The organism is Streptomyces sp. NPDC053542, assembly GCF_044544685.1.
GTDB lineage: Bacteria > Actinomycetota > Actinomycetes > Streptomycetales > Streptomycetaceae > Streptomyces.
In genome coordinates this window covers 276,746-301,665 of record NZ_JBITXL010000007.1, presented here as the reverse complement: position 1 = coordinate 301,665, position 24,920 = coordinate 276,746, and the positions used below count along the sequence as shown (strand labels likewise).

The window sequence follows — 24,920 nt, the reverse complement described above, 5'->3', positions numbered from 1 at the left end:
AGAGCTCACTCGGGGCCTGGCTCTCAGGTATGACAGGCGGGGTCCGCGCTGCTACCCGAGGGGGAGCCGGCGGGCGCTCCGGCGGCCCCGCCCCGGGCTCACTCCCCCGCGACGACCAGGCCGGCTTCGTACGCGAATATCGCGGCCTGTGTGCGGTCCCGCAGGCCCAGCTTCACCAGGATGCGGCCCACATGGGTCTTCGCGGTCTGTTCCGCGATGACCAGCTCATTCGCCAGCTCGGCGTTGGACAGGCCGCGCGCGATGAGGCACAGCACCTCGGTTTCGCGTTGGGTCAGGTCGCCGACGCGTTCCCGCCGCGGTCTGCGCGGGGTGCGTGACCGGGCGAACTCCGCCATCAGCCGTTTGGTGATGGTCGGTTCGATCAGCCCGCCGCCCTCGTGCACCGTGCGGATGGCGTTGGCGAGCTGATGCGCGGAGGAGGTCTTGAGCAGGAAGCCGCTCGCGCCGGCCCGCAGCGCCTCGTAGACGTATTCGTCCAGATCGAATGTGGTCAGTACGAGGATCTTGGCCGCGCTGCCGCCCGCCGTGATCCGCTGGGTGGCTTCCAGGCCATTGAGCCGTGGCATCCGGATGTCCATGAGGACGATATCCGGCTCGATTTCCTGAACCAGCCGGACGCCGTCCTCGCCATTGTCCGCCTCGCCGACGACTTCGATGTCGGGCTGCGCGTTGAGAAGAATGGCGAAGCTCTCGCGGATCATCGTCTGGTCGTCCGCGATCACCACACGGATCGTCATTCGCCCTCGCTCTCACCGGAACGCAAGGGAAGCGTCGCACGCACTTCGTATCCCCCGTCCTCTCGATGTGCTGCCCGGAAAGTCCCCCCGAGCATGGAAACCCGCTCCCGCATTCCCAATTGGCCGTGGCCCGACCCCGGCCGCGGTGTCACCGGACCGGCCGGCGGACCGTTCGACACCAGTACCTCGATCTCGGACGGCCCGTATGCCAGGACCACTTCGACCTCGGAACCGGGGGAATGCCGCAGTACATTGCTCAGCGCCTCCTGAATGATCCGGAAGGCGGACAGCTCGACGCGCTTGGGGAGTTCACGGGGAGCGCCGCGCACTTCGGAGTCGACGCGCAGACCCGCCGAGCGGACGTTCTCCAGGAGTTCCCCGATGCTGTCCAGGCCGGGCTGCGGCACATAGCGGCTGTCCGTGTCCTGCTCGTCCGACCGGAGCGTGCCGAGCAGATGGCGCATCTCGGTCAGGGCGGCCAGCGCGTTCTCCCGGATTCCGGCGAAGCTCTCGCTGAGCTCCTTGGGCGGGTCCGGCACCCGGTACGGCGCCGCCTCCGCCTGGACGGCCACCACGGACATGTGATGGGCCACGACGTCGTGCAACTCGCGGGCGATACGGGCCCGTTCCTCCAGGACCGCGCGGCGCGCACGCTCGTACGCGGTCAGGGTTTCCTGTCGGCGGAGCTGCCGGCGGGCCCGTACGTTCGAGCGGACGGCGGTCACCAGCACCAGCCCGATCGCCGAGGCCGCGGCGTACAGCGGGAGGTTGTGGCCGGCGTCGGGCGGCGTGGCCCAGCGCTGCAGGGCGAGCCCGGTGACCACGCTGAGCACCCACTGCGTGACCGCCACGCGCAGTGCGAGCTGCCAGGCGGCGACGAAGGTGACGGCGAGGTGCACGAGCAGCGCGGATCCCGTCCAGGGCCAGGGCAGTCCGGCCGTGTCCTGCCCGGCGAGCGCCGCGGCGGTCAGGCCGTAGGCGACCGTGGCCGCCAGGGAGAGCCACCAGGCGACAACGGGGCGGACGAAGGAAAGCGGCAGAGGGAGGGTCTGCGCGCAGGCGAGGACGGCGCACCACGCGAGGGGCAGCCGCAGGCGGTCCGCCAGGAGAAGGCCACTGGACACCGCGAGCGCCGCGGCGACAAGCGCGGCGACGCCGAGGAAAAGCCGACCCCACAGTCTTTTTCGAGGGCGGCGCGGATCCCTCCGGGGGCCTCTCGAAAAGTCGCAGAGTTCCCGGGAGATCGCCCGGAACATATCCAGGGCATGAGTCATCGGGCGGAATTCTTCGCCCGGTCGCGGCGATACCCACTTCCGCATCCTCGTTCGCTCCCCCACCCGCGTGACGCTACCACGATCACCCGCGAGCCCCCACTGCGCTCCGTGACGCGCGCCTTACAGGAAGTGATCAGTCATGCGGCTGTCAAGTTTTCGGTTGCTCCCTACACTTGGCCCTCCGCCCCTGGCTACTGTTGATCCACTACCGCCCCTCGGGGGACTCAGTAATGGGGAGGAACGATGGGAGAACGGCTGAGTTTCAAGATCCTCGGCCCCCTGTCCATGACCGTGCGAGGGAGAAGTACGACCGTCGGCGGCGCGCGCCAGCGTACGATTCTTTCGCTTTTGATTCTCAACCCCGGCCGCATTGTGCCGATGGACACTCTGGTCGAGGTGGTCTGGAACGGCAGACCCCCGACCACCGCGCGCACGCAAGTGGCAATTTGCATAGCCGCCCTGCGGAAAAAGTTCAAAGCCGAAGGCGTGGACGATGACATCGTTATCACCGCGCATCCCGGTTATCTGCTCAACACCGAAGGCCACGACGTGGATTCGGTGGAATTCACCCGGCTCGTCGCCGCGGCGGAACAGGCCGTCAAGAGTCAGCGGCTCGACGAGGCCGCGCAGTCCTATAAGGCGGCGCTGGACCTGTGGCGAGGGCCCGCCCTTGACGGAGTGACCGGCCAGCTGGTCGAGGAGGAAGCGCGCCGGCTGGAGGAGCTCCGGCTCAATGCCTTTGACGACTGTACGGCCGTGCAGTTAGAGCTCGGCAACCACCAGGCGGCGATCCCGGAGCTGGCCGCGGTGGTACGTGAGCATCCCCTGCGCGAGCGCACGCGTTACCACCTCATGCTCGCCGAATACCGTTCGGGCCGCCGGGCCGAGGCCATGGCGACCTTCCGTGACGCGCGCCGCCAGCTCGTCGAGGAACTCGGTCTGGAGCCGGGGCCCGACCTCCAGGAATTGCACGACGCCATCCTGCGGGACGACCCCGCACTGGCCCCCGCCACACATAATTCCTTTGCCACGGCGACGAAGCAGCAGACCCTGATGCCGACCGTCCACTCCAGCCTGCCGCCCGACATCCCGGGTTTCGTCGGGCGGGTGAAGGAACTGGCCGCGCTGGACTCCCTCGTGGCCAACGACGACACCCGGCGGGGCGTCGGCGTCAGCCTGATCACCGGGGCGGCCGGCGCCGGCAAGACGGGGCTCGCGCTGCACTGGGCCCACCGCGTCCGCGAACACTTCCCGGACGGCCGGCTCTTCGCGGATCTGCAGGGATACGAGAGCGACGACACGCTGCCCGTCAGCGATGTCCTCAACCGGTTTCTGCGCTCGCTCGGCGTGCCGAGCCAGCAGATTCCCCCCGATCTGGAAGAGCGATGTTCCCTTTACCGCGGCATCCTCGCCGACCGGCGCGTCCTGCTGGTCCTGGACAACGCACGGACCTACGCGCAGATACAGCCGCTCCTGCCGAGCTCCGGCCAGAGCTGCGTCCTGGTCAACAGCCGTGAACAGCTGGAGGGGCTGGTGGCCTGGCCGCCGGAGGCGCGGGTGCACCTGGGCCCGCTCCCCGACCCCGACGCCACGGAGCTGCTCGGGAAGATCGTCGGCACGGCCCGGATCGCCGCGGCGCCGGCCGAGTCCGCACGCCTGGTCGAGCTCTGCGACCGGCTGCCGCTGGCACTCCGGATCGCCGCGGCCCGGCTCGCCTCCAAACCGCACTGGACCGTACGCCACCTGGCCGACCGGCTGGGCGACGAGCGGCGGCGGCTGGACGAGCTCAGCCAGGGCGAGACGCAGGTCCGGGTCAGCTTCGGGCTCAGCTACCGGCATCTGCCCGCGGACGCGGCCCGGCTGTACCGCCTCCTCGGCCTCCTGGACGTACCCGACTTCACGGCCTGGACCGGCGCGGCCCTGCTGGACACCGACCTCCTCGACGCGGAACGGCTCATCGAGCACCTCGTCGACGCCCAGCTCCTCGAAGCGCTGGGCATCGACACCACCGGGCACCTGCGCTACCGGTTCCAGAACCTGCTGCGGCTCTACGCACGGGAGCGCGCCCACGACGAAACGCCGTCCGGCGAACGCCGGGAAGCCGTCGACCGCGTCTTCCGCACCTTCCTGACCATTGCCGAGGAGGCGCACCGGCGGGACTACGGCGGGGACTTCACCGTCATCCACAGTGACGTGCCGCGCCGGGAGATCGACCCCGCGTTCCTGGACGATCTGCTCACCGTGCCGCTGGACTGGTTCGAGGCGGAGCGGCTCGGCCTGGTCGCGGTGATCGAACAGGCGGCCCGCATGGGCATGGACGAGGTCGCCTGGGACCTGACCGCGTCCATGGTGACGCTCTTCGAGACCCGCAACTACGTGGAGAACTGGCGGGTCTGCTGCGAACACGCACTGGCCGCCGCCCGGAAGGCCGGCAACGTGCGCGGCCAGGCCGCCATGCTGCACGACCTGGGCGCGGTCGAACTGCGGCTGCGCAGGATCGAGCGGGCGGCCGCCAGTTTCCACGAGGCGCTGCGCCTCTACGAAGCGTCCGAGGACGTCCACGGCCAGGCGCTGACCCTGCGGAACATCGCGATCACCGACCGGATCCGGGGCGATCTGGAGAGCGCGATGCAACGGCTGGAGGACGCGCGGGCCACGTTCCGCACCGTGGGCGACCGCTCCTCGGAGGCCCACGCGCTGAACAACATGGCGCAGATCGCGCTCGACCGCGGCCGCCTGGACTCCGCGGTACAGCTCGCCCAGGAGTCCGTCCGCCTCTCCCAGTCGATCGGCGCGGGCGGCGAACGGGGCCTCGCGCAGGGGTCCCACCGGCTGGCCCGTGCGTATCTCGCGCAGGGGCAGCTGGAGTTGGCGGAGGCGACGTTCCTGGAGGTCGTGCGGATCGTCAAGGAGAAGTCCGACCTGGTGGGCCTCGCGTACGCGCTGCTCGGTCTCGGCGAGACCAAGCTGGCGGCCGACGCCTGCCCGGAGCAGGCCGACGCCGTACTGAACGAGGCGCTGGAGATCAGCCGGCGCATCGACAGTCCGCTGGTGGAGGGCCAGATCAATCTGGCGCTCGGGGAGTCCTGCCGCAGGCAGGACCGGTACGCGGCCGCGCGTACGCATCTGCTCACCGCCCAGCAGATCTTCACCAGCGTGGGATCGCCGCCCTGGCAGGAGCGGGCGCTGCTCCGGCTGGACGCGCTGGACTCCGGCCCCTTCACCGGGAGCGGATTCGAGCCCTGCATTTCGGTTCCCGAACAGCGGGCGCCCGCGGGTGTGCACGAGGGATGAGGCCGGCCGTGGCCGACCGGTCCGCCGGCGAGCGCGCGTGGCGCCCGCCGGCGGAATTCCTTAATGCCTTTCTTTAAGCCCGAGTGCGGATTTCCCGAAGCCATTCGATAACGAAACAATAGACCGGATGGCTACTTTCCTGGTCAGCGAGATCGTGGTCGAAACGACCGATCCATGACGGAGACGTCACTGGCGCCCGGGAGATCCGATTGTCCACTTCGTACATTCCGACGCGGGACCGCGCCGACCATGAGCTGGCGCACCGGCTCGCCGAGGCGGCGGGTGCGCTGCTGCTCGCGCTGCGGGCGAAGCCCGGCCGGGCGGAACTGAGCGCGGAGGGCGACCGCCGCTCCAACGAGTTCCTGCTCGCCGCGCTCGCGGCGAAGCGGCCGGGCGACGCGGTCCTCTCCGAGGAGTCCGCCGACGACCCGTCCCGGCTCTCCGCACGCCGCGTGTGGATCATCGATCCGCTGGACGGTAGCCGCGAGTTCGGCGAGGAGGGGCGTACCGACTGGGCGGTGCACGTCGCGCTCTGGATCGACGGGGCGCTGGCCGCCGGCGCGGTGGCCCTGCCCGCGGCCGGCCAGGTCTTCTCCACCTGGCAGGCGCATCAACTGGGCGAAGACCCGGAACAGTTGACGTTGCTGGTGAGCCGGAGCCGGCCGCCCGCGCTGGTCGGTGATCTCGCCGAGCGGCTGACCGCCCGGCTGCAACCCATGGGGTCGGCGGGCGCCAAGGCCATGGCGGTACTGCGCGGCGCCGGGTCCGCCTATGTGCACGCGGGCGGCCAGTACGAGTGGGACTCGGCTGCTCCCGTCGCCGTGGCGCTGGCCCACGGCCTGCGGGTCCGGCGGCTGGACGGGTCGGCACCGCGGTACAACCAGCCCGATCCCTCGCTGCCCGATCTGGTGATCAGCCGGCCGTCCGCGGCGCCGGAACTCTGGGGCGCCCTGGACGCGCTCACGTCGCACACGTGAAAGGAAACGAAATGCTCAACGTCATCGGCGTGGGGTTCGGCCGCACCGGAACGAATTCCCTTCAATTGGCTCTGGAACGGCTCGGGTTCGGGCCCTGCTACCACATGCTCGAAGTCATCCGGCATGCCGATCATCTGCCTCGGTGGCGCCATGCGCTGAGCGCCGACAAGGTCGAATGGGACCGCGTGTTCGCCGGTTATCGGTCCTCCGTCGACTGGCCCGGCTGTGCGTTCTGGCGGGAGCTCGTCGAGACCTTTCCCGAGGCGAAGGTCGTGCTGACGGTGCGGGACCCGGAGCGCTGGTACGCGAGCGTCAAGAAGACCATCTTCGCCTCCGGGGAGGACAGCGAGGGCCCCGCGCTGCCGCCGGGCGGCCTCAGCGCCGAGGCCCTGGAGTTCACCTCCTTCATGGGCGGCGAGCTGCTGCCGCGGATCATGGACGACGGCCGGGGCGGCCGGCTGGACCAGGCCGACGAGCAGCGGGCCATCGAGACGTTCGTCCGGCACAACGAGGAGGTCCAGCGCGTCGTCCCGGCCGACCGCCTGCTGGTCTACCGGGTCACCGAGGGCTGGGGGCCGCTGTGCGAGTTCCTGGACGTGCCGGTGCCCGAGGAGGAATTCCCCCACGTCAACGACTCCGGCACGTTCCGCCGCACCTTCGAGGGCGCCTTCGCGGAGCGGCTCGGACTCACCGTGCCCGGCGCCGCGGGCTGAGCGCCGCACCCGAAGGAAGCGATATGACGTGCCAACACCGCGGCGCGACGGTCTGGCTGACCGGGCTGCCGAGCGCGGGGAAGACCACCATCGCGGGAAGACTGGGTGAGCGGCTGCGCGCTGCCGGCCACCGGGTGGAGGTCCTCGACGGGGACGAGATCCGTACGTTTCTCTCGGCGGGCCTGGGCTTCTCCCGCGCGGACCGCGACACCAATGTCCAGCGGACCGGCCTGGTGGCCGAGCTGCTCGCCCGCAACGGCGTCCTCGTGCTGGTACCGGTCATCGCCCCGTACGCCGACAGCCGCGCCGCTGTCCGCGCACGGCACGAGGCCACGGGCACTCCGTACCTGGAAGTCCATGTGGCCACTCCGGTGGAGGTGTGCATCGAGCGCGATGTGAAGGGCCTCTACGCGCAGCAGGCAGCCGGCCGGCTGACCGGGCTGACCGGGGTCGACGACCCCTATGAGCCGCCGAAGGAACCGGACGTGATCCTCGATACGCATCTGCAGTCCCCGGCCGAGTCGGCGCGTGCCGTGCACGCGGTGCTGACGGCGAGGGGGCTGGCATGACCACCGCGGCACGGGCCTTCGCGCTCAGCCATCTGGACGCGCTGGAGTCCGAGGCAGTGCACATCTTCCGGGAGGTGGCGGGCGAGTTCGAGCGGCCGGTGATCCTCTTCTCCGGCGGCAAGGACTCCATCGTCATGCTGCACCTGGCGCTCCGGGCCTTCGCCCCGGCGCAGCCCCCCTTCGAGCTGCTGCACGTCGACACCGGGCACAACTTCCCCGAGGTGCTGAGCCACCGGGACCGGCTGGTGGCCGCGTACGGCCTGCGGCTGCACATCGCCTCCGTACAGGAGTACATCGACCGCGGTGAGCTGCGCGAGCGCCCGGACGGCACCCGCAATCCGCTGCAGACCGTCCCGCTCAACGCCGCCATCGAGCAGCACCGCTTCGACGCGGTGTTCGGCGGCGGACGGCGGGACGAGGAGAAGGCCCGCGCCAAGGAGCGGATCTTCAGCCTGCGGGACGAGTTCGGCGGCTGGGACCCGCGCCGGCAGCGCCCCGAGCTCTGGAACCTGTACAACGGGCGGCACTCCCCCGGCGAGCACGTCCGCGTCTTCCCGCTCTCCAACTGGACCGAGCTGGACGTCTGGCAGTACATCGCCCGGGAGCGCATCGAGCTGCCCGACATCTACTACGCGCACGAGCGCGAGGTCTTCGCCCGCGACGGCATGTGGCTGGCGCCGGGCGAGTGGGGCGGGCCCAGGAAGGACGAGCCGGTCGAGAAGCGGCTGGTGCGCTACCGCACCGTCGGCGACATGTCCTGCACCGGCGCCGTCGACTCCGAGGCGGCCACCGTCGAGGCCGTCATCAGCGAGATCACCGCCAGCCGGCGCACCGAGCGCGGTGCCACCCGCGCCGACGACAAGCTGTCCGAGACAGCCATGGAAGACCGCAAACGCGAGGGGTACTTCTAGCCATGCCGACCGCCGATCTCGAAACGGGCGCGCCCTCGCTGCTGCGCTTCGCCACCGCGGGCTCCGTCGACGACGGCAAGTCCACGCTGGTGGGGCGGCTGCTGCACGACTCCAAGTCGGTACTGGCCGACCAGCTGGAGGCCGTCGAGCGGGCCTCCCTCGGCCGCGGTCAGGACACCCCCGACCTGGCGCTGCTGACCGACGGGCTGCGGGCCGAGCGCGAGCAGGGCATCACCATCGATGTCGCGTACCGCTACTTCGCCGTGCCGCGGCGCCGCTTCATCCTCGCCGACACCCCGGGCCATGTGCAGTACACCCGCAACATGGTCACCGGCTCCTCCACCGCCGACCTGGCCGTGGTGCTCGTCGACGCGCGCCACGGCGTCGTCGAGCAGACCCGCCGGCACGCCGCCATCGCCGCCCTGCTCCGCGTCCCCCGCGTCGTCCTGGCCGTCAACAAGATGGACCTGGTGGACTACCGGGAGTCCGTCTTCGCGGCGATCGCCGAGGAGTTCACGGCCTACGCGGCACGCCTGGGCGTCCTGACCCCGGGCTCCGGGGGCGGCATCCCCGAGAACTGGTGCACCGCGATCCCGGTCTCGGCGCTGGCCGGAGACAACGTGGTGACCCCCTCGGCCACCATGGACTGGTACGGCGGCCCCACCGTGCTGGAGCACCTGGAGACCGCGCCGGTCCTCGCCGACCCCGCCGAGGCCCCGGCCCGCTTCCCGGTCCAGTACGTCATCCGCCCGCGGACCCCCGAGCACCGCGACTACCGCGGGTACGCGGGGCAGCTGGCCGCCGGTGTGCTGCGCGTCGGTGACGAGGTCGTCGTGCTGCCCTCCGGCCGCACCAGCGTCATCGAGGCCATCGACGTCCTCGGCAGACCCGCGCGGGCCGCCCGGGCGCCGCAGTCCGTCACGGTCCGCCTCGCCGACGACCTCGACGTCTCCCGCGGCGACCTCATCGCCCCGGCCGGGCTCGCGCCGGCCCTCACCCAGGACGTCGAAGCGACCGTCTGCCACCTGCACGACCGCCCGCTGAGGCCCGGTGACCGGGTGCTGCTCAAGCACACCACGCGCACGGTCACGGCGGTCGTCAAGGACATCCCGTCCCGGCTGGCCCTCGACGACCTCTCCCCGCACCCGGCGCCCGGCGAGCTGACCGCCAACGACATCGGCACGGTCCGGGTGCGTACCGCCGAGCCGCTGGCACTCGACGCGTACGCGCACTCCCGTCGTACCGGTGCCTTCCTGCTGATCTCCCCGGCCGACGGCGCCACGCTCACCGCCGGCCTGGCCCACTGAGCGCATGTCCGCTGCCACCACTGCGGCCGTACGGCTGGCCGGAGCCACGAAGACCTTCGGCGGGGCGGTCGTCCTGGACGACGTCGACCTGGAGGTGGCTCCGGGGGAATTCGTCTGCCTGCTGGGCCCGTCCGGCTGCGGGAAGTCCACCCTGCTGAGCCTGCTGGCCGGCCTGGACCGGCCGTCGTCCGGCCAGGTGTCGACGGGCGGCGGGCGCCCGGCCCTGATGTTCCAGGACCATGCGCTCTTCCCGTGGCTGACGGCCGGCCGCAACATCGAACTCGCGTTGCGGCTGGCCGGGACCGCCGACCGGGCCGGGCGCCGCGCCGAAGCGGTGCGGCTCCTCGGTCTCGTGCAGCTCGCGGACGCCTACGGAAAACGCGTGCACACGCTGTCGGGCGGTATGCGGCAGCGCGTGGCCCTGGCCCGCGCCCTTGCCCAGGGCAGCGAACTGCTCCTGATGGACGAGCCGTTCGCGGCGCTCGACGCCATGACCAAGGACGTGCTGCACGAGGTGCTCATCGGGATCTGGCAGCGCCGGCGGCCGGGCATCGTCTTCGTCACGCACGACATCCGGGAGGCGGTGCGGCTGGGCAGCCGGGTCGTGCTGCTGTCCTCCCGGCCGGGCCGGATCGCCCGCGAATGGCGGATCGGCCTCCCGCACCCGCGGCGGTCCGAGGACCCCGCCGTCCTGGACCTGGCCGGGGAGATCACCGGTCAGCTGCGCGAGGAGATCTGCCGGCATGCCCGTGACTGACCTGACCGGCCCCGGTCCCGTCCGCGACGGTGCCGTACCGAAAGACCTTCCGTCGGGGAATGTCTCGTCGGGGGCTCTCTCGTCGGGCCTGGACGTCCTGGACGCACCGGCCGCCCCGGCCGTGCCCTCCCTGCTCCGCCGGGCCGTGACGAAGGCGACGGCCCCGGTGCTCGCCCTCGTCTTCGTCCTGGTGGCGTGGCAACTGGCCGCCGTCTCGGGCCTGATACCGCGGCTGCCCTCCCCCGCCGCGGTCCTGGCAGAGCTGGCCGGTCAGGCGCGGGGCGGCACGCTGCTGCCCGCGCTGGGGCGGAGCCTGGGCCGGGCCGCGTCCGGCTTCGCCGCTTCCGTGCTGGTGGGTGCCCCGCTCGGGCTGCTGGTGTACCGGATCGGCGCGGCGCGGACGGTACTCGCGCCGGTCCTCTCGGCGTTCCAGTCGCTGCCCGCGGCCGCCCTGGTGCCGCTGGCGGTGGTGGCGTTCGGGGAGTCGGAACGCGCGGTGTACGCGGTCGTGCTGCTGGGTGCCGTGCCGTCCCTCGCCATGGGAGTGGTCAGCGCGTTCGACCAGGTCCCCGTGCTGCTGCGGCGGGCCGGGCGGACCATGGGCGCCACCGGTCTGCTGGCGGTCCGCCATGTACTGGTACCGGCCGCGCTGCCCGGGCTGATCGTGGCGCTGCGCCAGGGCTGGACCTTCGGGTGGCGGGCGCTGATGACCGCCGAGCTGATCACCGCGACGCCGCTGCCCGGGGTCGGCCGGATCCTCGACGCCGGGAAGCAGCAGGGCAGTTTCGCCCTCGTACTGGCGTCGGTGGCGCTGATCCTGGCCATCGGCGTGCTGGTCGAGGCGGGGGTGTTCCGGCCGGTGGAGAAGAGAGTGCTGCGGCGCCGCGGCTTGTGACGGCGCACAGACGATGACCATGAGAACGGAGAGTCGATGACCGAGGAACAGGAGCTTTCCGTCCCGCACGCGGACGGCAGCAACAAGCTGTTCGACTGGCTGGCCGGCATGCGGGCCGACCATCCGGTGTGGCAGGAGGGCGACGGCCCGTACCACATATTCCGCTATGCAGATGTGCAGCGGGTGATCGCCGACCCCGAGGTGTTCTCCAATGACACCAGCCGGGTCCTGCCACATGTGAAGCCGCTGACCGAGGGACATATCAACGCGATGGACCCGCCGGAGCACGGAAAGCTCCGCCGGCTGGTCAATCAGGCATTCACCCCGCATACCGTGGACAAGCTGGAGCCCCGCATCACGGCCGTGACGAACGAACTGCTGGCCGAGGTCGGCAGCGAGCAATTCGATCTGGTCGATGTGCTCACCTATCCGCTGCCGGTGATCGTGATCAGCGAACTGCTGGGAATCCCGGCATCGGATCGGGAACTCTTCCGCAAATGGGCCGACCGGTTCATGAATCTCAGCAGACCCAAGGACCAGAAAGACGTGGTGGCGAATTTCCAAGCCGCCACCCGGGAAATGGATGAATACCTGCTGGAGCACTGCCGGGAGCGCCGCTCGGCGCCGCGGAACGACCTGATCAGCAAGCTGGCCACGGCGGAGGTGGACGGCGAGCGGCTCAGCGACCACGAGGTGGTCAAGTTCGCCGGCATCCTCTTCCTGACCGGGCACCTCACCACCACACTGCTGATCGGCAATGCCGTGCAGTGCCTCGACAGCGCTCCGGAGTCCCTCGCCGAGCTCCGCGCCGACCGCTCGCTCATTCCGTCCGCGGTCGAGGAAGTACTGCGCTTCCGCTCGCCGTTCACGACCGTGAGCCGGGTGACGGTGACCGACGTCGAGGTCGGCGGGCAGGTGATCCCGGCGAACCGCATGGTCACGCCGTGGGTGATCTCCGCCAACCATGACGAGGCACACTTCCCGGACGCGGGGCGCTTCCTGATCCGGCGTACCCCCAACCGGCATGTCGCGTTCGGCCGCGGCGGGCACTTCTGCGTCGGCGCGCCGCTGGCCAGGCTGGAGGCCCGGATCGCGCTCAATGCGCTGCTGGACGCCTTCGCCGAGCTGCGGGTCGACCGTGACGCGGTCATCGACTACCACGCGCGCGGGATGTACGGCGCGAAGAACCTGCCCGTGGTGGCCCGCCGGGCCTGACCCGAACGGACGGGAACAGCAAGGCGGGCAGTGCGACCGGACTCGGGGGAGCGGAACCGGTCGCACTGCCCGCCTTCGGGGGGCGGGGAGCCGCTCAGCCGGGGAGGTTGAAGAAAATCATGGGGTTGTCGGTGCTCTTCTTCACCGGCTCCGTGAGCCCCAGGTCGCGCTTGACCTCGGTGAGCTGCTCCATGACCTCGGGGGCCTTGGCGAGCGAGGGCGTGAAGTACTCGACGTCGTGCTCGTCCAGCCACTTGATGACGACCGAGCCCTCGCTCATCGGCTTCGGCCGGCGGCCGTGGTACACGTCGTGGACGCTCGTGGGGATGCCCCGCGGGACGGCCGGGAAGAGGTTCTCGGTGTACCAGCGGGCGAACCGCGCGCCGTGGTCGGCGTCGATGAAGAGGTAGTCGGTGTTGCCCGGAATCTTGTCGAGGTGCTGGCGGACGTCGCCCATGGTGAACGTCCAGCGGTCGGCGGAGAGTTCGGCCGGCACGTTGCTGACGACCTTGTCGACGATGTCGAACGAGTACAGGTGCCCGATGCCGTTGTCACGCAGCGCGCTCAGGATCCACATGGTGGACCAGCCGTAGAAGGTCCCGATCTCCACCACGCGCTCCGGCCGGTGGTCCCGCAGCAGCAGATAGGTTATCTCCGCCTCGAGGTCGTCCAGTTGCGCCTTCATGGTCTTTCCGCGCCGCTCCAGAAAGGCCCGCTGACTGTCGCGCACCTCCCTGAGGTCGCTCTCGTATTTCTGATAGAGCTTGCTCAGTGAATCGACCGAGACGACATCCATTGCCCCTCCAGGACCTTGCGGGTTAGCCGACCGGACACGCTACGCGACGCCGGCATCGTCTCGTTATCGTCCCGCTTTTGAGGAATTGCCGAGCACTTGGCGATAACGAAAGGAAAGGATTCCCGGATAGCTTCGCTGCGGGTTGTCCCAGATCCTTCGACACGGGAGTTCCAGAGTGATCAACTCGGTTGTCATCGTCGGCGGCGGCACCGCGGGGTGGATGAGCGCCTCGTATTTGAAGGCCGCATTCGGAGACCGCATCAACGTGACCCTGGTGGAGTCCGACCGGGTCTCCAGCATCGGTGTCGGAGAGGCCACGTTCAGCACCGTCCGGCATTTCTTCGACTATCTCGGCCTGGACGAGCGCGACTGGATGCCGAAGTGTGCGGGGTCGTACAAGCTGGGCATCCGGTTCGAGAACTGGCGGGAGCGCGGGCACCACTTCTACCACCCGTTCGAGCGGCTGCGGACCTCCGACGGCTTCACCCTCGCCGACTGGTGGCTGCTGGAGGGCGACCGCAGCAGACCGTTCGACCGCTCCTGCTTCCTCACGCCGGCCCTGTGCGAGGCGCAGCGCTCCCCGCGGATGCTCGACGGCTCGCTGTTCGCCGGTGACCTCGACGGCTCGCTGGGGCGCTCGACGCTGGAGGAGCAGCGCGCCCAGTTCCCGTACGCCTACCACTTCGACGCGGGGCTGCTGGCGCAGTACCTGACGAAGTACGGGACCGACCGCGGGGTGCGGCACGTCGTCGACGACGTGGTCGACGTGGCCCGCGACGAGCGGGGCTGGCTCTCGCACGTGACCACGCGCGAGCACGGCGAGCTGGCCGGTGACCTGTTCATCGACTGCACCGGGTTCCGCGGGCTGCTGATCAACCAGACGCTGGAGGAGCCCTTCGAGTCCTTCCAGGACGTCCTGCCGAACAACCGCGCCGTCGCCCTGCGCGTCCCGAAGCCCGACCAGGCCACCACGGGAATGAACCCGTACACCACCGCGACCGCGATGGACGCGGGCTGGATCTGGACGATCCCGCTGTTCGGGCGGCACGGCAACGGCTATGTGTACTCCGACGAGTTCTGCACCCCGGAGGAGGCGGAGCGCACGCTGCGCGAGTTCGCCGCTCCCGGGCAGGACGACCTGGAGGCCAACCACATCCGCATGCGGATCGGCCGCAACCGCCGCTCATGGGTCAACAACTGCGTGGCCATCGGCCTGTCCAGCGCCTTCGTCGAGCCGCTGGAGTCCACCGGCATCTTCTTCATCCAGCACGGCATCGAGCAGCTGGTGAAGCACTTCCCCGACGAGCACTGGGACCCGACACTGGTCGACACCTACAACGACCGGGTCGCACACGTCCTGGACGGGGTGAAGGAGTTCCTGGTCCTGCACTACCGCACGGCGCAGCGCGACGACACGCCGTACTGGAAGGAGACCAAGACCCGCGCCATCCCGGACGCGCTCGCCGCCCGCCTGGAGATCGGTGCCTCGCAGCTCCTGGACGAGCACACCATCTACCCCTACTACCACGGCTTCGAGCAGTACTCGTGGATCACGATGATGCTGGGGATGGGCCATGAGCCCGCCCGGCCGCGCCCGACCCTCGCGCACACCGACCCGGCCGGAGCGCGTGCCGAGTCGGCGCGGCTCAAGGCCGACGCGGAGCGGCTCGTGAAGGCCCTGCCCAGCTGCTACGAGTACCTGGCCTCGATCAACGCGGCCGGCTGAGCCCGGCCCGATCGCCCCCGCTCTGATGCCCGTACCGGTCGCCGCGCCAGGTACGGGCATCGGCGCCTCCCGTCCCGCACACCTCCCCATTCCCTCCTGAAGGGCGACCGCGCATGGCCACCCGTGTGCCCGCATTCCGTTCCGCCTCCCACCCCGAGCTCGGTCGCGCTCCGGCCACGGCACCGCCCGTGACGCCGGTGCCGCTCGCCGGTTTCCGCTCGCTGATGAGCGCCTTCGCCACCGGGGTCGCGGTGGTCACCACGCTCGGCCCCGACGGCCGCCCGTACGGCCTGACCTGCACCTCCCTCGCCAGCGTCACGGCGAGCCCGCCGATCCTCTCGGTCTGCCTGACCACGCGGGGCGAGACGCTGCGGGCGCTGCGGGAGTGCGGGGCGTTCGCGGTGAATCTGCTGCACGAGCGGGGGCAGCGCGCCGCGGAGATCTTCGCGGCTCCGGTGGCGGACCGGTTCGCCGAGGTCTGCTGGCAGCCCTCGCCGGAGGCGGGGCTGCCGCGGCTGACGGACGACGCCTTCGCGACGGCCGAGTGCCAGGTGTCCCGGCTGCTCGAGGTCGGCGATCACACCATGGTGCTGGGCCTGGTGACCGAGGTGGTGCAGACGCCCGCGACCCCGCTGCTGTACGGCGGCCGGCGCTTCGCGGCCTGGCCCGGGGGCCCGCTGCCGCAGCCGGCCCCCGCAGCCGAGGCGACGCCGCTGCCCTCGTCCTTCCGGGGCTCGCCGTGCTGAACACCGTGGAACTGGCCGCCGGGAGCGGCGGTGCCGGGTTCGATCCCATGGCCCGCTTCCTGCTCGCCGTCGCGGTGATCGTGCTGCTCAGTCATCTGCTGGCCACCCTGCTGGGCCGTTTCGGCCAGCCGCTGGTGGTCGGCGAGATCCTCGGCGGGCTACTGCTCGGCCCCTCGGCCCTGGGGTGGATCTCGCCCTCGGCACAGGCGTGGCTGCTGCCCCCCGAGGTCGTCTCCACGCTCGACATGGCGGCCCAACTCGGCCTGGTCACCTTCATGTTCCTGCTCGGCTGCGAGCTGCGCATGGAGCGTACGGACGGTCCGGGGAGCAAGGGGAACAAGGCGGTCGGGGTGGCCGTGCTCGGCGGGATGGGCCTGCCCTTCCTGACCGGCCTCGGCGTCGCGGCCGCCGCGCCCGCCCTGCTGCGCGGCTCCACCCCCTCCCAGGGCGCCTATCTGGCCTTCATCGGACTCACGATGTCGGTGACCGCCCTGCCGGTACTCGCCAGAATTCTGGTCGATCTGCGGATGGACCGCTCTCCCCTGGGCTCGCTCGCGCTGGCCGGCGCGGCGGTGGGCGACGGCGTCGCCTGGCTCGCCCTCACCGTCATCCTGACCCTGACCGGCTCCGGCGGGTCCTTGCACATCGCGGCCACCATCGGCCTGACGCTGGCGCTGGTCGCACTCACCGCGCTGGTGGTGCGCCCGCTGCTCGCCGCGGTGGTACGCCGGGCCGAGCGGCGGCCCGGCGGCCAACGGCTGCTCCCCCTGCTGCTCGTCGGCGCGATCGCGTACGCCACGGTCACCCACCTACTGGGGCTGCACCCGGTGATCGGCGCCTTCCTGTTCGGCACGGCCGTGCCGCGCGACTCGCCGGTGACCACCTGGATGAACGAGCAGCTCCAGGGGTTCACCCTGGCCGTACTGCTGCCGCTCTTCTTCGCCGGTGTGGGCCTCCACGTCTCGGTCGGCGCCCTCGGCCTGGACCCCTGGGTCTGGCTGGCGTTCGCGGGCATCGTGCTCGCGGCGACCCTGAGCAAGGTCGTCGGCGCCGGCGGCGCCGCCAGGCTGATCGGCATGCCACGGAACGAGGCGCTGCGCTTCGGGGTACTGATGAACTGCCGCGGCGTCACGGAGCTGGTGGTGGCGGGCATCGGCTGGCAGCTCCATCTGATCAGCACGACCGGCCTGACCGTACTCGTCCTGATGGCGCTGATCACCACGGCCATGACCGGGCCGCTGCTCTCGTTCCTCGGTGTGCGGGCTCCGACACCCGATGATGCCGCGTCCCGACCACGCGAGCAGGCACCCGCCGTTCCGGCATGATGACGCCATGGATGACTCCCGCCACTCCCCGCCCGAGACGCAGGCCCGCACCACCGGTACGCCGGGCCTGCGCGAGGTACTGCGCGGTCTGCGCAGCGTGTCGAAACTGCCGCTGCAGCGCCGGACTTGGCAGCACATCGCATACGCACTCTTCCTGCCCTTAGGACTCGCCCTCATCGCCGGGTCCATGCGCGTCATGAAGTGGGACCGGGCCGGTGACGGGGGTGGCGCCGGCCCGTTGGTGCTGGTGGCGGCCATCGTCGTGGTCGCCCTGTGCGGGCCGCCCTTCGAGCGGGTCCGGGCGCGTCTGCTGCTCGGCGAGGAGATCGGACGGGGGCCGCGCGAGGGCCGGATCAAGCGCGGTACGGCCTTCTTCTTCGCCAATCTGCTGCTGGGGAGCGTCTCGTTCGCCGTGGTCATCGGCTGGGTGATCGTCTCTCTGCGGAACCTCAGCTACCCGATCTGGGGATGGGTGCCCTACCCCGACCCCGCGTGGGGCGGTCCCACTCCGCTCGGCGCGGTCTCGCTGCACTTCGCCGCCGGCGTGGTGGCGTTCTTCGGGGCGCCGTGGCTGGTCATCCGGCTGACCCGGTGGCAGGTCCAGGTCGCCCGCCGCCTCATCGGCTCCGGCTGAGAGCCCTCAATGAATACTGCCTCGACGGTTCCGTGAACCGTCGAGGCAGTTTTTCGTGAACTCGCCCGCGTACGCGCTCAGTCGAGCACGTATCCGTCCGCGTCCCGGCAGCCGCGGGAGCGGCGCAGGTCCGTGAGGATGAAGCTGCGCTGCAGCCACCGGTCGCGGCCGTCGTAGCGGGGGGTGAAGGCGGTCCGGCCGTGCACGGTGACCCGGTTGTCGACGATGGCCAGGTCACCCGGCTCCAGCAGGGCCGTCTGCGCGGTCTCGCCGAACGCCGTCTGGAGCTCCGCCATCGCCCGCTCCGCGCGCGGGGTGAGCGGCTCGGTGGCCGCGAAGTCCACCCGTACGTCCGGGTCCTCCGGCGCGCCGGACAGCACCGGCTGCGGCGTCGTTCCGCCGCTTCCGGAACCGAAGGACGGCGGCGCCGAGGTGACGAACTCCGGCCGGCACAGCGTCTCCCGGCCCTCTTCGGACAGCAGCGGCAGCGCCTGGCGGATGCAGGCGGTGCGCAGTCCGGCCACCCGGTCGTGGTCCGCGCGCAGGCACAGCAGCATCACGAAGTCCGGCCGGTGCGGGTGGAAGGCGTTCTCGTTGTGGAAGGTGAGCAGGACGGACCCGGCGTTGCCCTGGAAGTCCTCCTGCCCGGGTACCGGCACGACGTCCTGGACCAGGGCACCGCTCTTCTCCGGGCGGAAGGCGGCCGGGTCGCCGAGGCCGGCGGCGATCATCAGCAGTACCGCGGCGGGCACGGTGGCGCCGCGCTGCACGGAGCCCTTGACGCTCGGGGTCGGGGGCAGCGCCGGCTCGTCCACCGGCAGCCCGCGTACCAGTACCGAACCGGTCGGGCCCGAGGCCCGGCGGAAGTCGAGCAGCGGGCGGCGCAGGGTGCCCGGCAGGTCGGACCAGGCGTGGCGGGCCGCGGCGACCCATCTCGGGTCGTCGACGCGCCCGTCGGCGACGGAGGCGAGCCGCCGGGCCGTCTCCGCCGTCCGGGCCGCGGACGCCGGGTCCACGGATATCACCGGGGTGGTGGTGGGGTCGGAGGTCACTGTCATCCGTTCATCGCTTCCATGGCCTCGGCGACGGACCGGGGGCGCATATCGGTCCAGTGGGCCTCGATGTAGCCGAGGCTCTCCTCGTGTCCGCTCTCCTCCTGGGCCACCTGCCAGCCGCCCGGTACCTCGGCGAAGGCCGGCCACAGGGAGTACTGCCCCTCGTCGTTGACGAGCACGAGGTACCGGCCCTCGGGGTCCTCGAACGGGTTGGTCATCGCTGACTCGCTTTCTTCGTGAAGGAACGGGCCGGAACGCTGTCGGCGTCCTGGTGTCCGTACAGGTCCTGGACCCAGTTCGTCTGGTAGACGGTGTCGAGGTAGCGCTCCCCCAGGTCCGGGGAGATGGCCACCGAGGTGAGTGCGGTGGACCCCGCCTCATGAGTGCTGAGCCAGGAGGCCGCGCCGGCGACGATCGTTCCCGTGGAGCCGCCGAACAGGAAGCCGCGGGCGGCCAGTCGGTGGCACATCTGCACGGTCACGGCCTCGGGTATCAGCACCACGTCGTCGATGTAGGACTCGTCGAGCAGCGGCGGGCGCACCCCGGCGCCGAGGCCGGGGATCATCCGGGTGCCGGGCGGGCCGCCGAAGGCGACCGAGCCGACGCTGTCCACCGCGACGATCCGGACGCCGGGCCGGAATTCCTTGAACCACCGGGCGCAGCCCATGAGGGTGCCGGTGGTGCCGGCGCCGACGAAGAGCACGTCCAGGCCGGGGAAGCGGCGGGCGATGGCGGGTGCGGTCAGCCGGTGATGCGCGCGCCAGTTGTTGGCGTTCAGGTACTGGTTGAGCCACACATAGCGGGAGTCCTCCGCGCAGAGCCGTTGGACGTGGTCGAGCCGGGCGCCGAGGAAGCCCTTGTCGGGGTCCGGTTCGGTGATGATGTGCACCTCGGCGCCGAGCGCCTCCATGAGCCGCCGGGAGCCGAGATTGCAGCGGGAGTCGGTCACGCAGACAAAGCGGTATCCCTTGCTCGCGGCAATGGTGCTCAGTGCGACGCCCAGATTTCCCGACGAGGATTCCACCAGGGTCGATCCGGGCGTGAGCACGCCGGCCCGTTCCGCCGCTTCGACCATGGCGAGCGCGGCCTTCTGTTTGATCGAGCCGGCGAAATTGAAGCCTTCGCACTTGAGGAAGAGCGCGGTGTCGAGCATCGGCTTCAGATCGACGAACAGGTCTTCTTCATTGAATTCGTGCGGAGCCGAAATGACCGGCACATTACCCCCCGTACTGCGGAACGGCCGACGGCGCTGGCCGGTCAGCCATAGCGGCGCATCTCGTGGAAGAAACCGTCGATGACCGTCAGGTCTCCGGTGGCGCGCAGGGTGTCGTAGACGTGCCTGCCGAGCGCCAGGTCCAGGACGCCGAGCCCGAAGGGCGAGAAGATCACCGGCCGGTCGGCGGGGATCTCCAGCTCGCCGCTGAGCACGTCGTAGAGGGTCCCGGCCACGAAGTCCCGGTTGCCGGTCCGCTGTTCCGTCAGGTGCAGGGACGTGTTGGCCTTCAGGCAGTGGTCCACGTCGTCCACGACGTTCGTGGCGGCGAGCACCACCTCGGGCGACAGATCGCGCAGCGAGACGTGCAGGACCAGGGGGTTGTGGGAGAACCAGCCGGGGTCCGTGACGTGCGGCTCGCCGGCGACGGTCGCGAAGACGACCACGTCGCTGGAGCGGATCAGCTCCTCGGCGCTGCCGTGCACGGTGACGCCGCCCTCGGCGCCGGACCGCTTCAGGTAACCGGCGAAGCCCTCGGCGTGTTCCGGCGACAGGTCGTACACACCGCTGTCCTCGAAGGTCCAGCCGGTGCCGGTCAGGTAGCTGTGGATGTACCTGGCGATCAGCCCCGCGCCGAAGAATCCGACCGTCCGGGGGCGCGGGCGGCCCGCGGTGAGCCGGTCGGCTGCGAGCGCGGCCGAGGCGGCGGTGCGCGCGGCGCTGATGATGGAGCTCTCCAGGCACGCCAGCGGATAGCCGGTGTCGTGGTCGTTGAGGACGAGGACGGCGGAGGCCCGGGGCAGTCCCGCGCTCACGTTGTCCGGGAAGCTCGATATCCACTTGATCCCGTCGACCTGGACGTCGCCGCCGACCGAGGCGGGCAGCGCGATGATCCGTGAGTTCGGGCGGTCGGGGAACCGCAGGAAGTACGAGGGCGGGTTGACGGTCTCGCCCCGGCCGTGGATGCGGTAGGCGGCCTCGATCATCTCGGTCGTGCGCCGGTGCGCTCCGTCCAGGACGCGCTGGACGTGAGTGCCGGGGATCACGGCGAAGGAGGGCGCCGGCGCGGCGGATTCAGGGGAAGGTGACATGTGCGGTCTCCGTAGCGGGCATGGGGTGGCGGGACGGATGACGGGATCGGGACAGTCGGGGGACGGGCTCAGGACAGGACGTGTCCGGGGAGCCGCGTCGGGTTGCCGAGGATCACGGCGATCTCGCGGTCGCCCTCGTACGCCTCGCGGCTGTGCGCCATCCGCAGGTTGTCGAGCAGCAGCAGGTCGCCGGGGTGCCAGGGCTCGCTCCGGGTGGCCGCCCGGTAGGCCGCGTTGATCGCGTCGACGTCCTCGGCGGGGATCGGCGTCCCGTCGCCGTAGGCGGTGTTGAACGGCAGGGAGTCGGGCCCGTACACGTCCGCGAGGTAGGCGCGGATCATCGGGTCGAGGGTCAGCTCGTTGAGGAACGCCGCCTGGTTGAACCAGACGGGGCGGCCGTTGCCGGGGTGGTCGAGCACCGCGGCCCGGCGCTGGCGGGTCCGCAGCGCGCCGTCCGGCAGCCACGTGCAGTCGACGGCCGCGTCCCGGCAGTACTCCTCGACGGCCTGGGGGTCGTCGGTGCCGAACGCCTCGCTCCAGGCCACGCCCACCTCGCGGTAGGTGCGGGTGAGCTGCCAGCCGTCGCGGGCGAACCGCGCCACCAGGTCCTCGGGGAGGGCGCGCAGCACTTCCTGGGAGTCGGCGACGGCCGTGGCGCCGCCCGCGCGGGGCACGGTCAGCGCGCCGAACAGCAGGTACGAGGGCACCTGTGCGGCGTAGCTCAGCTCGTGGTGCATGCAGATCGGCTCGTCGGCCGGCCACTCGGAGGCCGAGTACACGGCCGGCTGGTACTCGCGGCGGGGAGCGAAGCGCTCCCGCTCGGCCATCGGTTCGATGCCGAGCGCGACGGCCGTGCGGGCCATCGCGGCCGGTGAGTCGATCCCCAGGCCGCGCAGCAGGACGGCGCCGTGCTCGGTGACGGTCCGGAGCACCTCCGTGCGGTGGGCCAGGGCCCGGCCCGGGGCGTCGCCGCCGGTCTCCGGCACGTGCAGGACGGGCAGTGCGCCCGGCGGCGGGGACGCGATGGGGGAAGCCATGGAGCCTTCGGCCGATGCGGACGTCATCTTCTCGGTGTCTCCCTCGGTACGAGTGGCGCCTGCGGGGCGGCTGCGGACGGCTGCGGCGGGGTCTGCCCGGCGAGCCGGCGGTCCAGCAGTTCCGCCAGGTCCGCGAGGACGGGGTGCGCGGCGAGTTCCTTCACGGAGACGAGCCGGTCCAGGGCGATCGCCAGGCGTACGGCAGTCAGCGAGGTGCCGCCGGTCTCGAAGAAGTGCGCGGTGCGGTCGATGCGCTCGACCGGCACCTTGAGGACCTGCGACCAGGCGGCGGCGATCCGGCGTTCGCTGTCGGTCACGGGTTTTCCGGGGGTGCCCGGCAGTTCGTCGGCGGCGCCGGCCTGCGCGGCCAGCGTCTTCTTGTCGATCTTGCCGTTGGGGGTGAGCGGCAGCGCTTCGCGGCGCTCCAGCCGCGTGGGGACCATGTAGTCGGGCATCAGGCCGTCGAGCCGGGCGCGCACCTCTCGTGGTTCCGGGCCGTCCGGCGCCGCGTAGTACCCGACGAGGTATCGCCCCTCTCCGGAGCCCGCGGCGACGACCGCCGCATCCCGCACTCCCGGCACCTGGAGCAGCCGGTTCTCGACCTCGCCGATCTCGATGCGGAATCCGCGGATCTTGAGCTGGGCGTCCCGGCGGCCGTGGAACTCCAGCCGCCCGTCGGGCGTCCAGCGACCGAAGTCGCCCGACCGGTACAGGCGTTCGCCGGTCCGGTGCGGGTCCGGCAGATACGCCTCCTTGGTGCGGGCCTCGTCGTTGATGTAGCCGCGGCCCACGCACACGCCGGAGAAGACGATCTCGCCGGGCGCGCCGAGCGGCACCAGGTCGAGGTGCTCGTCGACCACGTACGCACGGACGTTGCGCACCAGCCGCCCGAGGGGCACCGTGGGCCCGTCCGGCGCCCGGCGCATCACCTCGTGGTTGGTGTCGTCCGAGGTCTCGGTGAGGCCGTAGGCGTTGACCAGGGCCACGTCGGGGAAGGCGGCGAACCAGCGCTCGGCGAGCTCCTTCTTCAGCGCCTCGCCGGTCACCGACACACAGCGCAGGTCCGGCAGCTGCCCCTGCCTGCCCTCCAGGTGGGCGAGCAGCACTTCGAGGTACGAAGGCACGAGCTGGACCACCTCGATCCGGCCGGTGCGCAGGATGTCCACGAACCTGCCGACGTCGAGGACCGCTTCCTGCTCCACGATGTGCGTGGTGCCGCCGGTCATGAGCGCGGACACCAGCTGCCACAGCGAGATGTCGAAGCACTGCGGCGCCACCTGGGCGACGGTGGTGCCCGCCACGATGCCGAGGTCTTCGGTCTTGGCGAGGAGATGGTTGAGGAATCCGGCGTGCTCGCACATCGCGCCCTTGGGCTCGCCCGTGGAGCCCGAGGTGAAATAGATGTACGCGAGCTGATCCGGCGCCACCGGGAGGTGCGGGTCGTGGTCGGGGAGGTCCTGGCCGGCGAGGTCGTCGAGCCGGATCACCTCGATGCCGTGGCCGGTGTCCAGGGCCGCGAGCGCGCGGTCCAGGCCGTGCTCCGCGCCGCGCTCGGTGAGGAGGTACCGGCAGTCGCTGCGGCCGAGCATGGCGGCGATCCGCTCGGCGGGGAAGTCCGGCTCGACCGGGAGGTAGACCCCGCCGGCCTTGAGGACTCCGAGCACCGCGCCGAGCCACGGGAGGCCGCGCCCGGTCACCACGGCGACGACGTCCTCGTCCCCCAGCCCCGAGCGGCGCAGCGCCCACGCGACGCGGTTCGCCTCCCGGTTCACCTCGTCATAGGTGAGGCTGCGGCCGCCCTGTACGGCGGCCACGGCATGCGGCTGCTGGCGTACCCGCTCCTCGAACAGCTCGTGGAACCTGCGGTCGGGCAGGGGCTTGGTGACGCCTGCGAACGCCTCGGTCTGGAAGCGCCGTTCCTCCTCGGAGAGCAGGCTCTGCCGGTCGTGCGCCTCCAGTGGGTCAGCGGCGATGCGGCGCAACGCCGTCGTGCAGTAACCGGCGATACGCACCGCGGCCCGGTGGTCGAGGACCTCGGTGCGGTGCCGCACCACGAGCTCGCCGCCCTCGGGGAAGACCGCCAGCACGACACCGGCGGGCAGCTCCGCGGCCCGCTCGGCCACCATGGTGTCGAACAGCTTGCCTTCCGCGCCCTGTTGGGGCCGCGGCGCATGGGCGGCGTGCCGCAGGATCTCGCGGCGGTGGCGGTCCGCCGTCTCGATCAGCTCCTGCCAGCTCCCTTCCCCGACGCTCACCCGCGCGGGCAGCGGGCCGGCCTGCGCGGCCGGGCCCGCGGGCAGGAAGCCGGTGAGCGCCTCGCGGTCGCCGGTCAGCGCCGCGACGACCTTCGCGTGGACGGCGAGCAGTACGGAACCGCTGACCTCGGCCCCGGCCGGCAGTGCCGTCCGGTGCTCCGCCACTCCCCGCTCCGGCCGCGCCGAGGCGGTCCAGGCCGGCAGGGGGGTGATGCCACCGGCGTCGAGTACCTCGCGCCAGTACTTTCGGCCGGCCGTCGCGCCGTTTTCGTCCGCACCGTCCCGCACGAGTTTCGCCTCCACCCGGGATGCCCGTCAGTTCTGTGAGCCGTCAGTTCCGTGAGCCACTGGTTCCATGAGCCGTCGGCGCCC

Annotated in this window: 22 protein-coding genes; 13 read left to right on the top strand and 9 right to left on the bottom strand. The window is 71.1% G+C overall.

Annotation, left to right across the window (positions count from 1 at the left end; translation table 11 throughout):
- Positions 1-98: 98 nt before the first annotated feature.
- Positions 99-758, bottom strand: coding sequence for a response regulator (locus ACIGXO_RS21815; protein ID WP_399789202.1), 660 nt, complete (start codon positions 756-758; stop codon positions 99-101).
- Positions 755-1,882 carry a sensor histidine kinase gene (locus ACIGXO_RS21810; RefSeq protein WP_399789200.1) on the bottom strand — a complete coding sequence of 376 codons (1,128 nt, stop codon included), beginning with the start codon at positions 1,880-1,882 and terminating at the stop codon, positions 755-757. Before ACIGXO_RS21810 ends, ACIGXO_RS21815 begins: the two co-directional genes overlap by 4 nt.
- A gap of 393 nt (positions 1,883-2,275) precedes the next feature.
- On the opposite strand from ACIGXO_RS21810, the gene ACIGXO_RS21805 reads away from it, so the two are divergent.
- The 9 genes from ACIGXO_RS21805 (at position 2,276) to ACIGXO_RS21765 (ending at position 12,670) form a co-directional block, all read left to right on the top strand.
- Positions 2,276-5,326, top strand: coding sequence for an AfsR/SARP family transcriptional regulator (locus ACIGXO_RS21805; protein ID WP_399789197.1), 3,051 nt, complete (start codon positions 2,276-2,278; stop codon positions 5,324-5,326).
- A 209-nt stretch (positions 5,327-5,535) separates the two neighbouring features.
- Positions 5,536-6,303, top strand: coding sequence for a 3'(2'),5'-bisphosphate nucleotidase CysQ (locus ACIGXO_RS21800; protein WP_399789195.1), 768 nt, complete (start codon positions 5,536-5,538; stop codon positions 6,301-6,303).
- A gap of 11 nt (positions 6,304-6,314) precedes the next feature.
- Positions 6,315-7,016, top strand: coding sequence for a sulfotransferase family protein (locus tag ACIGXO_RS21795; RefSeq protein ID WP_399789192.1), 702 nt, complete (start codon positions 6,315-6,317; stop codon positions 7,014-7,016).
- Positions 7,017-7,039: 23 nt separating this feature from the next.
- Positions 7,040-7,585 carry an adenylyl-sulfate kinase gene (cysC, locus tag ACIGXO_RS21790; protein ID WP_399789189.1) on the top strand — a complete coding sequence of 182 codons (546 nt, stop codon included), beginning with the start codon at positions 7,040-7,042 and terminating at the stop codon, positions 7,583-7,585.
- Positions 7,582-8,496 (top strand): sulfate adenylyltransferase subunit CysD, encoded by a 915-nt coding sequence (gene cysD, locus ACIGXO_RS21785; RefSeq protein ID WP_399789187.1) that lies wholly within the window; start codon positions 7,582-7,584, stop codon positions 8,494-8,496. Before cysC ends, cysD begins: the two co-directional genes overlap by 4 nt.
- Before the next feature lie 2 nt (positions 8,497-8,498).
- Positions 8,499-9,803 (top strand): sulfate adenylyltransferase subunit 1, encoded by a 1,305-nt coding sequence (locus ACIGXO_RS21780; RefSeq protein ID WP_399789184.1) that lies wholly within the window; start codon positions 8,499-8,501, stop codon positions 9,801-9,803.
- 4 nt (positions 9,804-9,807) lie between these two features.
- On the top strand, positions 9,808-10,560 hold the full coding sequence (locus ACIGXO_RS21775; RefSeq protein WP_399789181.1) for an ABC transporter ATP-binding protein: 753 nt from the start codon (positions 9,808-9,810) through the stop codon (positions 10,558-10,560).
- The gene (locus tag ACIGXO_RS21770) at positions 10,547-11,455 is read left to right on the top strand and encodes an ABC transporter permease (protein WP_399789180.1); all 909 of its coding nucleotides are present in this window, start codon (positions 10,547-10,549) and stop codon (positions 11,453-11,455) included. Before ACIGXO_RS21775 ends, ACIGXO_RS21770 begins: the two co-directional genes overlap by 14 nt.
- A 36-nt stretch (positions 11,456-11,491) precedes the next feature.
- Positions 11,492-12,670 (top strand): cytochrome P450, encoded by a 1,179-nt coding sequence (locus tag ACIGXO_RS21765; RefSeq protein WP_399789177.1) that lies wholly within the window; start codon positions 11,492-11,494, stop codon positions 12,668-12,670.
- Positions 12,671-12,764: 94 nt separating this feature from the next.
- Here the strand turns inward: ACIGXO_RS21765 and ACIGXO_RS21760 are convergent, their stop codons facing one another.
- Positions 12,765-13,466: a class I SAM-dependent methyltransferase gene (locus tag ACIGXO_RS21760; RefSeq protein WP_399789175.1), complete on the bottom strand. Its 702-nt coding sequence runs from the start codon at positions 13,464-13,466 to the stop codon at positions 12,765-12,767.
- Positions 13,467-13,641: 175 nt separating this feature from the next.
- On the opposite strand from ACIGXO_RS21760, the gene ACIGXO_RS21755 reads away from it, so the two are divergent.
- From ACIGXO_RS21755 to ACIGXO_RS21740, 4 genes are all read left to right on the top strand, one after another.
- A complete protein-coding gene (locus ACIGXO_RS21755; protein WP_399789172.1) occupies positions 13,642-15,192 on the top strand; it encodes a tryptophan halogenase family protein in 1,551 nt (516 codons plus the stop codon).
- A gap of 113 nt (positions 15,193-15,305) precedes the next feature.
- Positions 15,306-15,938: a flavin reductase family protein gene (locus tag ACIGXO_RS21750; RefSeq protein WP_399789169.1), complete on the top strand. Its 633-nt coding sequence runs from the start codon at positions 15,306-15,308 to the stop codon at positions 15,936-15,938.
- Complete coding sequence (locus ACIGXO_RS21745) at positions 15,932-17,263, top strand: cation:proton antiporter (RefSeq protein ID WP_399789166.1); 1,332 nt, start codon at positions 15,932-15,934, stop codon at positions 17,261-17,263. The genes ACIGXO_RS21750 and ACIGXO_RS21745 overlap by 7 nt, the downstream gene beginning before the upstream one ends.
- A 7-nt stretch (positions 17,264-17,270) precedes the next feature.
- Entirely contained in the window at positions 17,271-17,897 is a 627-nt protein-coding gene (locus ACIGXO_RS21740) for a sensor domain-containing protein (RefSeq protein WP_399789164.1), read from the top strand.
- Positions 17,898-17,974: 77 nt separating this feature from the next.
- Here ACIGXO_RS21740 and ACIGXO_RS21735 read toward each other — a convergent pair whose 3' ends face one another.
- From ACIGXO_RS21735 to ACIGXO_RS21710, 6 genes are all read right to left on the bottom strand, one after another.
- The gene (locus ACIGXO_RS21735; protein WP_399789161.1) at positions 17,975-18,955 is read right to left on the bottom strand and encodes a TauD/TfdA family dioxygenase; all 981 of its coding nucleotides are present in this window, start codon (positions 18,953-18,955) and stop codon (positions 17,975-17,977) included.
- Complete coding sequence (locus ACIGXO_RS21730) at positions 18,952-19,170, bottom strand: MbtH family protein (RefSeq protein ID WP_399789159.1); 219 nt, start codon at positions 19,168-19,170, stop codon at positions 18,952-18,954. The genes ACIGXO_RS21735 and ACIGXO_RS21730 overlap by 4 nt, the downstream gene beginning before the upstream one ends.
- Positions 19,167-20,168, bottom strand: a complete 1,002-nt coding sequence (gene sbnA, locus ACIGXO_RS21725) for a 2,3-diaminopropionate biosynthesis protein SbnA (RefSeq protein WP_399789156.1) — start codon at positions 20,166-20,168, stop codon at positions 19,167-19,169. The genes ACIGXO_RS21730 and sbnA overlap by 4 nt, the downstream gene beginning before the upstream one ends.
- A 41-nt stretch (positions 20,169-20,209) precedes the next feature.
- On the bottom strand, positions 20,210-21,256 hold the full coding sequence (gene sbnB, locus ACIGXO_RS21720; protein ID WP_399789153.1) for a 2,3-diaminopropionate biosynthesis protein SbnB: 1,047 nt from the start codon (positions 21,254-21,256) through the stop codon (positions 20,210-20,212).
- A gap of 68 nt (positions 21,257-21,324) precedes the next feature.
- Positions 21,325-22,320: a TauD/TfdA family dioxygenase gene (locus ACIGXO_RS21715; protein ID WP_399789150.1), complete on the bottom strand. Its 996-nt coding sequence runs from the start codon at positions 22,318-22,320 to the stop codon at positions 21,325-21,327.
- The gene (locus tag ACIGXO_RS21710) at positions 22,317-24,836 is read right to left on the bottom strand and encodes an amino acid adenylation domain-containing protein (RefSeq protein WP_399789148.1); all 2,520 of its coding nucleotides are present in this window, start codon (positions 24,834-24,836) and stop codon (positions 22,317-22,319) included. The genes ACIGXO_RS21715 and ACIGXO_RS21710 overlap by 4 nt, the downstream gene beginning before the upstream one ends.
- Positions 24,837-24,920 lie beyond the last annotated feature (84 nt).

Bases quoted from the DNA above. Each gene is read 5' to 3' on its own strand.
- ACIGXO_RS21735 (WP_399789161.1), bottom strand. From the start codon at position 18,955: ATGACAGTGACCTCCGACCCCACCACCACCCCGGTGATATCCGTGGAC.
- cysD (WP_399789187.1), top strand. From the start codon at position 7,582: ATGACCACCGCGGCACGGGCCTTCGCGCTCAGCCATCTGGACGCGCTG.
- ACIGXO_RS21765 (WP_399789177.1), top strand. From the start codon at position 11,492: ATGACCGAGGAACAGGAGCTTTCCGTCCCGCACGCGGACGGCAGCAAC.
- ACIGXO_RS21780 (WP_399789184.1), top strand. From the start codon at position 8,499: ATGCCGACCGCCGATCTCGAAACGGGCGCGCCCTCGCTGCTGCGCTTC.
- ACIGXO_RS21775 (WP_399789181.1), top strand. From the start codon at position 9,808: ATGTCCGCTGCCACCACTGCGGCCGTACGGCTGGCCGGAGCCACGAAG.
- ACIGXO_RS21715 (WP_399789150.1), bottom strand. From the start codon at position 22,320: ATGACGTCCGCATCGGCCGAAGGCTCCATGGCTTCCCCCATCGCGTCC.
- ACIGXO_RS21770 (WP_399789180.1), top strand. From the start codon at position 10,547: ATGCCCGTGACTGACCTGACCGGCCCCGGTCCCGTCCGCGACGGTGCC.
- ACIGXO_RS21795 (WP_399789192.1), top strand. From the start codon at position 6,315: ATGCTCAACGTCATCGGCGTGGGGTTCGGCCGCACCGGAACGAATTCC.
- sbnB (WP_399789153.1), bottom strand. From the start codon at position 21,256: ATGTCACCTTCCCCTGAATCCGCCGCGCCGGCGCCCTCCTTCGCCGTG.
- ACIGXO_RS21730 (WP_399789159.1), bottom strand. From the start codon at position 19,170: ATGACCAACCCGTTCGAGGACCCCGAGGGCCGGTACCTCGTGCTCGTC.
- ACIGXO_RS21815 (WP_399789202.1), bottom strand. From the start codon at position 758: ATGACGATCCGTGTGGTGATCGCGGACGACCAGACGATGATCCGCGAG.
- ACIGXO_RS21805 (WP_399789197.1), top strand. From the start codon at position 2,276: ATGGGAGAACGGCTGAGTTTCAAGATCCTCGGCCCCCTGTCCATGACC.
- ACIGXO_RS21740 (WP_399789164.1), top strand. From the start codon at position 17,271: ATGGATGACTCCCGCCACTCCCCGCCCGAGACGCAGGCCCGCACCACC.
- ACIGXO_RS21760 (WP_399789175.1), bottom strand. From the start codon at position 13,466: ATGGATGTCGTCTCGGTCGATTCACTGAGCAAGCTCTATCAGAAATAC.
- cysC (WP_399789189.1), top strand. From the start codon at position 7,040: ATGACGTGCCAACACCGCGGCGCGACGGTCTGGCTGACCGGGCTGCCG.
- ACIGXO_RS21750 (WP_399789169.1), top strand. From the start codon at position 15,306: ATGGCCACCCGTGTGCCCGCATTCCGTTCCGCCTCCCACCCCGAGCTC.